General features: G+C 72.5%; 12 protein-coding genes. 4 read left to right on the top strand and 8 right to left on the bottom strand.

Annotated features, from left to right (window positions below):
• Positions 1-651 (top strand): DUF222 domain-containing protein (locus AB0B85_RS11345; protein ID WP_357406050.1); only part of this gene is annotated, 651 nt, incomplete at its 5' end.
• A 932-nt stretch (positions 652-1,583) separates the two neighbouring features.
• Here AB0B85_RS11345 and npdG read toward each other — a convergent pair.
• The 4 genes from npdG to AB0B85_RS11325 form a co-directional block, all read right to left on the bottom strand.
• Complete coding sequence (npdG, locus tag AB0B85_RS11340; protein ID WP_357406047.1) at positions 1,584-2,282, bottom strand: NADPH-dependent F420 reductase; 699 nt, start codon at positions 2,280-2,282, stop codon at positions 1,584-1,586.
• Between the two features lie 103 nt (positions 2,283-2,385).
• Positions 2,386-3,816: an RNB domain-containing ribonuclease gene (locus AB0B85_RS11335; RefSeq protein ID WP_357406045.1), complete on the bottom strand. Its 1,431-nt coding sequence runs from the start codon at positions 3,814-3,816 to the stop codon at positions 2,386-2,388.
• A gap of 436 nt (positions 3,817-4,252) precedes the next feature.
• Positions 4,253-5,185: a histone gene (locus tag AB0B85_RS11330; RefSeq protein WP_357406043.1), complete on the bottom strand. Its 933-nt coding sequence runs from the start codon at positions 5,183-5,185 to the stop codon at positions 4,253-4,255.
• 82 nt (positions 5,186-5,267) lie between these two features.
• Positions 5,268-5,471 carry a hypothetical protein gene (locus tag AB0B85_RS11325; protein ID WP_238647524.1) on the bottom strand — a complete coding sequence of 68 codons (204 nt, stop codon included), beginning with the start codon at positions 5,469-5,471 and terminating at the stop codon, positions 5,268-5,270.
• A 166-nt stretch (positions 5,472-5,637) separates the two neighbouring features.
• Here AB0B85_RS11325 and AB0B85_RS11320 point away from each other — a divergent pair, with 166 nt between their 5' ends.
• Entirely contained in the window at positions 5,638-6,912 is a 1,275-nt protein-coding gene (locus AB0B85_RS11320; RefSeq protein ID WP_357406041.1) for a M48 family metalloprotease, read from the top strand.
• A gap of 43 nt (positions 6,913-6,955) precedes the next feature.
• Positions 6,956-7,453: an NUDIX domain-containing protein gene (locus AB0B85_RS11315; RefSeq protein ID WP_357406039.1), complete on the top strand. Its 498-nt coding sequence runs from the start codon at positions 6,956-6,958 to the stop codon at positions 7,451-7,453.
• Between the two features lie 10 nt (positions 7,454-7,463).
• On the opposite strand, the gene AB0B85_RS11310 is transcribed toward AB0B85_RS11315, so the two are convergent.
• From AB0B85_RS11310 to AB0B85_RS11300, 3 genes are all read right to left on the bottom strand, one after another.
• The gene (locus AB0B85_RS11310; RefSeq protein ID WP_357406037.1) at positions 7,464-8,447 is read right to left on the bottom strand and encodes a hypothetical protein; all 984 of its coding nucleotides are present in this window, start codon (positions 8,445-8,447) and stop codon (positions 7,464-7,466) included.
• Entirely contained in the window at positions 8,441-8,773 is a 333-nt protein-coding gene (locus AB0B85_RS11305) for a helix-turn-helix transcriptional regulator (RefSeq protein WP_357406035.1), read from the bottom strand. Before AB0B85_RS11305 ends, AB0B85_RS11310 begins: the two co-directional genes overlap by 7 nt.
• A gap of 73 nt (positions 8,774-8,846) precedes the next feature.
• Positions 8,847-9,713 carry an AraC family transcriptional regulator gene (locus tag AB0B85_RS11300; RefSeq protein ID WP_357406033.1) on the bottom strand — a complete coding sequence of 289 codons (867 nt, stop codon included), beginning with the start codon at positions 9,711-9,713 and terminating at the stop codon, positions 8,847-8,849.
• 143 nt (positions 9,714-9,856) lie between these two features.
• Here AB0B85_RS11300 and AB0B85_RS11295 point away from each other — a divergent pair, with 143 nt between their 5' ends.
• Positions 9,857-10,447 (top strand): GrpB family protein, encoded by a 591-nt coding sequence (locus AB0B85_RS11295; RefSeq protein WP_357406031.1) that lies wholly within the window; start codon positions 9,857-9,859, stop codon positions 10,445-10,447.
• An 11-nt stretch (positions 10,448-10,458) separates the two neighbouring features.
• Here the strand turns inward: AB0B85_RS11295 and AB0B85_RS11290 are convergent, their stop codons facing one another.
• A complete protein-coding gene (locus AB0B85_RS11290; RefSeq protein ID WP_357406029.1) occupies positions 10,459-11,049 on the bottom strand; it encodes a GNAT family N-acetyltransferase in 591 nt (196 codons plus the stop codon).
• Positions 11,050-11,106: the final 57 nt, after the last annotated feature.

Raw genomic sequence — 11,106 nt, 5'->3', positions numbered from 1 at the left:
ACCGGCACCCTCGACACCGAAGCCGCAGGCCTGCTCCGCGCCGCCATCGACCCACTGACCACACCCACCGGCCCCGACGACCAGCGCTCCCCCGGGCAACGCCGCCATGACGCCCTCGCCGACCTGTGCCGACTCACCCTGCGCACCGGCGACCTACCCGAACACGGCGGCGACCCCGCACAAATCGTCATCACCACCAGCTACGACAACCTCGCCCGGCAGCTCGGCAAAGGCACGCTGGACACCGGATTCGACCTCACCCCGGAAACCGTGCGCCGCCTCGCCTGCGACGCCGCGATCCTGCCCGCCATCCTCGGCAGCGCCGGCCAGGTCCTCGACGTCGGCCGACAACGCCGCCTCATCACCGGCCCCCTCCGACGCGCCCTCGTCCTGCGCGACCGCGGCTGCGCCTTCCCCGGCTGCGACCGCCCACCCCGCTGGTGCGACGCCCACCACATCCACCACTGGGCCGACGGCGGCACCACCAGCCTCACCAACGCCGTCCTACTCTGCGCCCACCACCACCGACACCTCCACCACAGCGACTGGGCCGTGCAACTCAGCGGCGACGGTCAGCCCGAATTCATCCCACCGGCCTGGCTAGACCCCGAACAACTCCCCCGCCGCAACCACTACCACCGGCGAACGTGACCACACCGAGACAGCCAATCACTCCGATCAGGCGGCCGTTCATCTCGACAGCTCGTGGCCGAACGCTGCCTGTGCAGTGAGCTGACGAGGGGTGCCGTGGGTGCAGTCTGGGCGGAACGTGGGCCGAGCCGCATGGCTTCAGCGCGACCAGACGGAACGTGGGCCGAGCCGCATGGCTTCAGCGCGACCAGACGGAACGTGGGCCGAGCCGCATGGCTTCAGCGCGACCGGACGGACCGTGGGCCGAGCCGCATGGCTTCAGCGCGCCCGGGCATGGCACGGCGAGCAAGGCTGCGGCTCGGCAAGCAAGACCCTCGTCCCGGCAGGCAAGACCCCGGCACGGCAGGCAATACCCCGACCCGGCAAGCAACGTCCCCGCCCGGCAGGCAAGGCCCTGGCCCGGCAAGCGACGTCCCCGGCTCGGCAAGCAAAGAGTCCGCTTACGTGCGAAAGGTCGCGCACAGCGACACGACGCACCCTGCGGATTCCGCCGCCGCAGGGCCTGTCAGCTCTGCGAGGTCGTCGTTGCTCTGCCCGTAGTCGATCTCCAACTCGGGCCGCCGAACCCTCCAAACGCCGAACCCACGCCCAGGTTCCCGCAGTAGTCGACGCCGAACCGTGACGGCTGGGTCTATGACCGAATCGGCTCTCCGCCGCCTCCAAGACCATCGAGCACGCTCGGCGCGGGTCCTGCGATCCTCAGCACCGCAGCAGCCTCGGCAACGCCCATGCTCCCTCCGGTCGCTGTCACCTGACCAGCAGATTCAGGCCGACCTGGCCGACCTGGCAGGAGCCGAGCCCAGCCGACCTGGCAGGAGCCGAGCCCAGCCGACCTGCCAGAAGCCGAGCCCAGCCGACCTGCCAGAAGCCGAGCCCAGCCGACCTGCCAGAAGCCGAGCCCAGCTTTCCTGCCGGGAGCCGACGGTGCGCTCTCAGAGGTCGGTGACGCGGATGCCGGCGTGCGCCTTGTAGCGCTTGTTGATCGCGATCAGATTGGCGGTGAACGCCTCGATCTGGTGGGCGTTGCGCAACCGGCCCGCGTAGATGCCGCGCATCCCGGGGATCCGGGCGGCGAGCGCCCCGACAACGTCGACGAGCTCCCGGTCTTCGGTGCAGATCAGCACGTCGAGGTCGATCCGGTCGACCTCGGGGTCGGCCAGCAGCGGGGCGCTCACATGGTTGAACGCCGCGCAGACGCGGGAGTCGGGCAGCAGCGCGGCGGCCTGCTGGACGGCACTGCCCTCGGCGACGGTGAGCGCGTACGGGCCCTGCTTGTCGAAGCCCAGCGGGTTGACACAGTCGATGACGATCGTTCCGGCGAGCGGTTCGGCGAGCGCGGCAACGGTGGCGGCATGCCCGTCCCACGGCACCGCGATGATCACGACGTCGCTGCGCCGGGCCACCTCGTCGTTGGCGGCACCGGTGATGTTGACGTCGGCCGGCATCCGGGGCAGCGCGGCGATCTCGGCGGCGGACTCGGCGGCCCGCTCCGCCGACCGGGAGCCGATCAGCACCGTCTGCCCCGCCCGGGCGAGCCGGTAGGCGAGGCCACGACCCTGGTCGCCGGTGCCGCCGATGATGCCGACCGTCAGCCCGGACACGTCGGGCAGCGTGCTCGCGTCGTATGCCATGCGCTCATCCTCGCAAACCGCACGGTCCGTCAGCAGCGGCAGCCGCTGTGCCAATGCCCGCTGCCCGGGACGCCGCCCCCGGGCGACCTCGCCGCGCGGCAGTTCAGGCCAGCTCGAACAGCACCGTACGGGCGGCCGGGTCGGCGGTGACCAGCCGGACCCGGACCCGCTCACCGAGCGGCAGCGCGCCGAGGCAGCGGGAACGGACCGGTGGGGCGTCCAGGGCCACCGTTCCGCCGGGCGGGCGGGGCCTGGACTTGCCGTTGGGCGGCGCGTCGACATCGAGGACTGCCGCGTCGAAGGTCTCCCCCACCCGGTCCGCCAGCAGCACCGCCTCGGCCAGCTCGACGGCACCCCGGGCGGCGGCCGAGGCGCTCCGGTCGGTGCTGGCCATCACCTCCGGCAACCGGGGCAGCGCCGCGCGCGCCCAGTCGGGCACGTCCCGGCCCGCGTGCAGGGCCAGGCAGACCTCGGTGGCGTACCGGTCTGCCAGGCGTCGCAACGGCGCCGTGACGTGGGCGTACGCGGCGGCGACGCCCCCGTGCTCCGGCTGCTCCGGTCGGGTGCCGTCGAAAGCGGTGTACGCCGCGCCGCGCATCAGCTCGGCTGCCTGGTCGATGAAGGCGGCGGCGCGTGGTTGCGCGGCGTCCAGGCTGGCGATCACCTCGCCGGGGCCGGCGCCGTCCGGCCAGTGCACGCCCAGCGGCGCGGCGGCCGCCCGCAGCCGCTGCACCGCCTCCGGTTTCGGGGCGGGCATGGTCCGCAGCAGGCCGATCCCACCGGCCAGCATGATGTCGGCGGCGGCCATGCCGGTCAGCAGGGAGATCTGCGCGTTGTACTCCTCCATCGGCACCGGCCCCCGCAGCACCAACCGCCAGCCGTCACCGTCGGGCTCCACGTCCTGCTCGGGCAGGGGCAGGTTGATGGCACCACGACGCAGCCCCCGGGCGGTCAGTCGGTCGCCGATCTCGGGCAGCAGCGCGATGGGCTCGGGCAGCCGCCCAGCGTCGGCCGCGGCCTGCACCCCGGTGTAGTCGAGTTTGGCTCGGCTGCGCACCAGGGCGCGTTCCAGCTCGACGGCCACTGTGCCGCCGTCGGCGTCGAGGTCGATGGTCCACACCACGGCCGCCCGGTCATCGTCGGGCAGCAGGCTGGCCGCGCCCTCACTGAGCGTCAGCGGGTGCAGCGGCACGTGCCCGTCGGGCAGGTAGACCGTCTGCCCGCGCCGCCACGTCTCCTCCTCCAGCGCGCCGCCCGGGTGGACGTGCGCGGCCACGTCGGCGATCGCGTACCGCACCCGGTAGCCGCCGCCCGGGCGGCGGCTGAGGTGCATCGCCTGGTCCAGGTCGCGCGAGCTGGCCGGGTCGACCGTGACGAACGGTACGTCGGTGCGATCGACGGACGGCCGCGGTGGCGCGGCGGCGGCCGCGTCGGCCTCCCCTTGGGCGGCCGCCGGGAAGCCCTCGGGCAGGCCGAGCTCGCGGCGCAGCGCGCCGAAGTCGATGCGGGGCGCGAGTACGCGTCGGATGACCACGGGTCAATCCTGACAGCGTCGTCGGTGATCCGCTTCCGGTGACCGGCCGAGATCTCCGCCGAACCGCCCCCGGCCCACTCGCCGAGCCACGCCGCCGACGCCGGCCGCCGCAGGCCCGCCGCAAACCACGCCAACGCACGCCGCCGACGCCGATCACCGCAAGCCCGCCGCAAGCCACGCCAGCGCACGCCGTTGACGCCGGCCACCGCAAGCCCGCCGCAAACCACGCCAACGCACGCCACCTCGCGACGGCGTGGTGGTCCGCCACGGCGGCTCGGTCGAACGAGCCGGTGCGGTCCACCGCAACGGCCCCGGCGGGCCGTCGAACGAGCCTGTCGTGGCCCGCCGCAACCACGGCGGCAGACCGTCGAACGAGCCGGCGCCGGGCCGCGAAGACCGTCGAACGAGTCGGTGCCGGGCCGAGGCGGCCCTGCGCTCAGCCGGTCGCCTTCCGGGCGGTGCTGCGCGTACCCCGGGGGGCGGTGGCCCGGGCGGCGACCGGGCGGGCCGGCGACTTGCGGGCGGTCACCTTGCGGGCCGGCGCCTTGGCCGCTGTGGTCTTCTTCGCCGGGGCCTTCTTCGCCGCCGCCTTGCGGGCGGTGGTCGACGACGTGCCGGTCGCCTTCGCGGCCGGCGCCTTCTTCGCCGCGGCCTTGCGGGCGCCGACGCTCGGGCGGGTGGAAGCGGTCTTCTTCGCCGGAGCCTTCTTCGCTGGAGCCTTCTTGGCTGGAGCCTTCTTGGCGGCGGTCTTCTTCACGGCGGACGCCTTGGTCGCGGCCTTGCGGGCGGGCGCCTTCGCCGCTGCGGTGGTCCGCTTCGCCGCCGACGCCGTCGTCTTCTTCGCGGCGCTCGTGGTCTTCTTCGCGGCGCTCGTGGTCTTCTTCGCGGCGCTCGTGGTCTTCTTCGCGGCGCTTGTCGTCTTCTTCGCCGTGGCCGCGGTGGTCTTGGCCGCTGTGGTCTTCTTCGCGGGGGCCTTCTTCGCCGCCACCTTGCGGGTGGCGGTCGAGGTCTTCGCCGGGGCCTTCCTGGCCGCGACGCTGGTCTTCGTCGCGGTCTTCTTCGCCGGGGCCTTCTTCGCCGCCGTGGTGGTCTTCGTGCCCGGGGCCTTCTTCGCCGCCGTGGTGGTCTTCGTGCCCGGGGCCTTCTTCGCCGCCGTGGTGGTCTTCGTAGCCGGGGCCTTCTTCGCCGGGGCACGTCCCGCGCCGCCGGCGGCTTTGCGCGCCGGGGCCTTGGCCGCCGCCGCACTCGCTGTGGACTTGCGCACCGGGGTGGTCCGGCTCGCCGCCGTGTTGCGCTCCGCCGCGGCGGTCTTCTTCGCGGTGGTGCGGCGGGCGGTCGGGCGGGTGGTGGCCTGCTGTGCTTCGGCCATCGTGGTTCCCTCCTTGGGGACGTGCTCTCGCGTGCGTCCTCGCGGAGCACGAACTGCCTCGGCGCGGGCCGTCCCGCGCCGCCTATTTGTCCTCCCCGGCCCAACGAGCGTCCTCGGCATCCCACGCCTCGTTGCGCTCCTGCACGCGTTGCAGGGCGTTCTCCGCGTCGGCCGCCGAGTTGTACGGGCCGAGAACGTGCTTCGCCGGACACACGTCGGCGTCCGTCTCGACCCGGTGATGCCGGGTGCACCAGTAGAACTGCCCACCACGTTCGCTGTCGCTCATGGGAATCACTGTGCACCGCGAACCGGCAGGCCGCCACCGGATCGCACAAGTCGCCGACCCTCTCCACAGTAGATATGCATGGGGCCCGTGGGGCCCGAACAGCGAAATAGGGTCCGGACGATCGGTCAGTTCCCGCGAACACCGGGCTGGGGCAGGATCTGCGCTCGTGATCAACACGGTGGCCGGCACGGAGGCGTGTCCGGAGTGCGGGGCGACTACGGCATCGGTACGCGAGGCGCTGCCCTGGTGTCCGCGCTGCGAGTGGCGACTGGACGCCTACGACCCGCAACGGCGCCAACGCGAATTCGGTTGGAGCTGGATCGACAGGTGGACCTACCGAGTGGCGTTCCGGGCGACCGGGCGGCAGTTCACCCAGCTGGTCGGACGCCCGTTGGGCACCAACGGATCGGGTACGGCGCGGGCGCTCACCGTGGCAGCCTCGTTGCTCCTGGTCGCCGCGGTGCTCGCGCTCGCGGTCGTCGGCGGGTGGCTGGTGGTGGCGTTTCCGTTTCCCCACCTGGCGATCGTGCCCGGGGTGGCGATGGTCGGGCTCGCGATCGCGTTGCGGCCCCGGTTCGGTCGACTCGACCCGGAGCTGGAGGTGCTCACCCGCGACCGGGCGCCGGAGCTGTTCGGCCTGATCGACGAGGTGGCCACGGCGATCGGGGCACCGGTGCCGGACGTGGTGGGCGTGAGTGACGCCATCAACGCGTACGCCGGCCAGGTCGGTTTGCGACGCCGGAAGGTGCTCGGTCTCGGGCTCCCGATGTGGGGCTCGCTTCCCGCCGGCGCACGGGTGGCGCTGCTCGGGCACGAGCTTGGCCACTTCGTCAACGGTGACCCGCGTCGAGGTCTGCTCACCCAGCCGGCGTTCGACATGCTCGCCTCGGCCGCCGACCTGTTCCGGCCGGTGCAGACCGTCGTCGGCCGGGGTCTGCTGGAGATGATCGGCGACGCCCTGGGCCGCGCGTTCCAGTGGGTGGCGTCCCGGGTGTTGTTCGTCGCGCACCTGCTGTTGGTGGCTGTGGCGTTGCGGGACAGCCAACGAGCCGAGTATCTCGCCGACGAACTCGCCGCCCGGGCTGCCGGCACTACCGCGGCGACCGACCTGCTGGACACCCTGCTCGCCGCCGAGTCGATGGCGCTCGCGGTACGCCGGGAGACCCAGGCGGGGCACGGCCCGGACCGTTGGCGTGCCGCGCTCGCCGAGTCCCGCGCGGCCAACACGGACCGGCTGCCGTTGCTGCGGCAGTTGTCGGTCCGCGACGAGGCGTCGCTGTTCGCCTTCCACCCACCTACCGGACTGCGCCACCGGATGCTCGCCGCACGCACCTGGCAGGAGCCCGCGGTGGTGCTCAGCCCCGGCCGGATGGAGCGGATCGACGCGGAGCTGGCAAGGGATTACGACCGTTTCCGCCGTACCGTCACGTGGGCGGGCTGACCAGCGCGACGGCTGGTCGTGCGGTCGCGCCTATGATCGCCGGGTGGCGATACCTGACTACATCGTGCGGATGCGCAAGCACGTCGGTCACGACCTGCTCTGGCTGCCGAGTGTCAGCGCCGTCGTCCGCAACGACGCCGGTGAGCTGCTGCTCGGCCAGCGCGCCGACGACGGCCGCTGGTCGGTGATCAGCGGGTTCGTCGAGCCGGGCGAGCAGCCGGCCACCGCGTTGGTGCGGGAGGTCCGCGAGGAGACGGGTCTGGACGTCGCGCCGCTGCGGATGTCCAGCGCCGTCTCGCACCCGCACACGTACCCCAACGGGGACCGGTGCGAATACCTGAACCTGGGCTTCCTGTGCCGGGTGGTTGCCGGCACCGCGCGCGTCAACGACGACGAGTCGCTCGCCGTGCGGTGGTTCCCGTTGGACCGGCTGCCCGAGCTGGACAAGCACGCCCTGCTTGTCATCGCCTACGCGCTGCGCGACAACCAGTCGGCCGGCTACCTGGAGCCGACCATGACGTGGGACGACGTGCCCGATTGAGCCGCGCGGATCAGACCGACGACGGCTTCGGTATCGGAGCCGGCGCAAGGGCGACCGGCGCGGAGGGCCCGGACCGCGCCGCCCGGATGGCGTACGCGAGCGCGTACGGCGTGCAGGCCAGGTAGAGCATGGGTTCCAAGGGCACCCGGTTGCTGATGATTCCGAAGATCTCCCATGGAATAGTGGGTCGGGGTAGGCCGATGTTCCAGTCTGTCCAGGCGGCGAGGAGCCACAGCGGCGCGGAGATCCGGTCGATGTTGTCCACTGGCGTCAGACCGATGACCGGGCCAGCGCGATCGCCCGCCGAAATCGCGTCGACGACAGCGAGAATCACCGCGAGGTCGGCGGCGGCGAGTGCGCCGAGGACGCCAACCCACCAGGCCGCATGGAGTCGCCCCCGGGCGGCGAGGCTCGCGGCGGCCCAGAGGACCAGCGTCAGACCGGCCACCCAGAGCAGCAGACCGGGCAGGGTGGCGGCCAGCTCGTCCGGCTGGAGGACGTACAGGAACACGACGGCCGCCACCCCGATGGGGAGCACCACGCCGAACGCGATGCGCAGCGGACCGTCGAGGGCGTTGTGGCGGGCCCACCGCGCGGCGAGCACCGCGAGCAGCAGCGCCAACCCGAGGGTGAGTGTCGTCCAGATCCGCTGCTGCGCCTGGTCCGACCGGAGTTCGGACGTCAACCACCGCTGGGTCGGGTACAGGGCGAACGCGGTGACGAGCACGATCCCGACGCAGGCGAGCGGGGACAGCAGCAACGCGGCGACGGTGCGGCCGACCCGACCGCGTACCAGGTTGCGGTCGACGAGCGGGGCGCCGGCGCGACTGACGGCCAGGCTCGCCGCGAAGCCGAGCATCGTCGTCCGGTTACCGCTCTCGGCGAGCACGTGCAGCTCGGCAGCCCACTCGCGGCGCAGGTCGGCACGGACCTCGGCCGGCCAGCGGCGTACGGCCAGCTCCAGCAGCAGCTCGGCGGCCCGGCGGGTCACCACGCTGGCGCCCCGGTCGGCTCGGTGCCGCCCCACGAGGGGCGCGGGTCGGGGATCGCGGCGCGCAGGTCGGCGAGCGCCTGCCGGGCCTGCGTCACCCCGACGGCGGTCAGCAGGTAGTAGCGGCGGGCCGGCCGACCGGCCGCTACGGGATCGATCGCCTCCCAGTCGGCGACCAGCCAGCCGGCCGCGCTCAGCCGGTGCAGCACCGGGTAGAGCGTGCCGCTGGGCAGGCCGGTCAGTCGCATCAGGTCCAGGCCGTAGCGCTGCGCGGCGGGCTCGGCGAGCAGCGCCGCGAGCACCTTCGCGACCGGGATGGTGATCCGCATCCGACCACTCTATCGGAACTCTACATAGGGTGGGGCCGGGTTGACAGATGCGTCGTCGACCCGGCCCCACCTGTCAGGACGTGACCCGCTCCACCGGGATCCACAGCTCGGCGTCCGCCTCGGTGCCGTCCGCGGACACCCGGACGCGGGAGATCTCCGGTCCAGGTCGGCTGCGGTACGGGTTGGCCGGAAACCACATGGTGAACACGTCACGCCACAGGTGCTGCACCGTCTGCGGGAACGCCCCGGAGGTGGTGAACACCGCCCACGTGCCGGCCTGCACCGGCAACGCGTCCAGGTCCCCCGGGGGCACGGCGCCGGTCACCACCCCGTGCCAGTAGTCCAACTCGGCGCCCTCCTCCCGGCTGTCGGCGAGGTTGTCGCTGACGTTGACGATCCCTGCCGGTTCCTGATCGGAGAGCGCCTCGATCCGGGCGGTCGTCTCCCGGTCCACGCTCCGGACGAAGGCGACGATCGCCGGGTTCATCCCCTCGTGCACCAGTGGGACCCGGGCCTTGCGCCCCACCAGCGCGAACGCGTCCTTGTTGACGATTCGGTACTCCATGCTGCCGCTCCCTTCGACGGTGAGTCGGAAGGACATCCGGGGCTGGGCACGCAGCGCTGCCCCCGTACGCCGAGCTTCTCCGGGCCCCACGCCGTGCACGGCCTGGAACGCCCGGGCGAACGCCTCAGCGGAGCCATAGCCGTAGCGCACCGCGACGTCGAGCAACGTCCGCTCCCCCGCCAGCACGTCCGCCCCGGCGACGGTGAGCCGACGCCGCCGGATGTACTCCGACAGCGGCATGCCGGCCAGCGCGGAGAACAGCCGCCGGAAGTGGTACTCCGACGTCAGCGCGATCCGCGCCAGGTCGGCCACCTCGATCTGCTGGTCGAGGTGCCGCTCGATGTGCGCCATGGCCTCGTTGAGCCGTTCCAGCACCCGGATCTCCTTCCCTGTCGAGCACCGACGCTAGGCGGCAGGGCCGGTGGTCCACCCGACATGCGATGCCCGCATCGGTCGGGTCAGCCGGAACCGATCGTCGTGTCGTAGCCTGGCGGACTTTGCTTCTCGAGGAGGTTGACGTGGCCGAGTATCCGCAGGACGTCGTGCAGCGCTTCCACGGCACCCCCGAACAGGTGGACGCCGGCCTGGTGGGCGACCCGCCACGGACGTGGGCCTCGGTCGTCATCGAGGAGTACGACCCGGCCTGGGCGTTGCGGTTCGTCATCCTCCGCACGTCGATCGTCGAGGCGCTGGGCGACCTGGCCCTCGATGTGGAGCACGTGGGGTCCACTGCGGTGCCGGGGCTGGCGGCCAAGCCGATCATCGACGTCGACCTCACCGTCGAGGACACCGCGCAGGAGTCTGGCTACCTCCCCGCGCTGGAGCGGCTCGGCTACCGGCTCGTCCTGCGGGAGCCCTGGTGGCACGGGCACCGGATGCTGCTCAGCCCCGCCGAGGACGTCAACCTGCACGTCTGGCCCCGGGGCGCGCCGGAACCCGTCCGGCACCGGCTCTTGCGCGACTGGCTGCGCTCGCACCCGCACGACCGGGAGCTCTACGCCGCGACCAAGCGGCGCCTCGCGCAGGAGACCGCGCACCGCCCCCGCGACTACAGCCTGGCGAAGAACGAGGTCATCGACGAGATCTACGCGCGCATCTTCGCCGCCTGACGATCCCGCCGCTAGCGGGGTGTCTGCTGCATGATCCAGGTGGGTACCGGTTCCGACAGCGAACCCACCACCTCCCAGCCGGCGCGGCGGTACAGCTCGACGTTGCCCGGGTTGCTGGTCTCCAGGATCGCCGGCAGGCCGTCGGCGGCGGCGCGAGCCAGCCCGGCCCGCATGACGGCGCGACCCCAACCGCGTCCGGCGCTGTCGGGGTGGGTGCCCAGGACACCGAGATACCAGAACGGGTACGTCGGCAGGGCGGCGTGCACGATGTCGTCGTAGCCCTGCACCCGGGCCAGCACGTCGGCCGGGTAGGGAGTTTCCTCCGGCGACCCGGGCCCGGCGGCCGGCGCGGCGGTTGCGTGTTGCCCGGCCGGCGGGTCCCAGAGGGCTACCGACGCGCCGCCACCGATCGTCCAGATCGACGACAGGTGCACCCGCTTGTCGAAGAGGTTCCCGAAGAAGGTGCCGGCGTAGCGCGGGTAGGTCTCGTCGTCGGGAAACAGACACCGCAGGATGGGATCCTTGACGAACGCGGCGACAAGTGAACCGACCACCGCATCGCGGTCGGCTGGGGTGGCGACGGTGATCTCAGGCGCTGTCACAGCAGCCGACACTAGCCGGAAAAAGCGCCTCGATCCGGTCCGCACCGTCGATCTGCG

It is taken from the genome of Micromonospora sp. NPDC049044 (assembly GCF_040649215.1).
Taxonomy (GTDB): Bacteria; Actinomycetota; Actinomycetes; order Mycobacteriales; family Micromonosporaceae; genus Micromonospora.
Note: the sequence above shows the minus strand (reverse complement) of the source record. Positions and strands in the feature narration are given on the sequence as shown.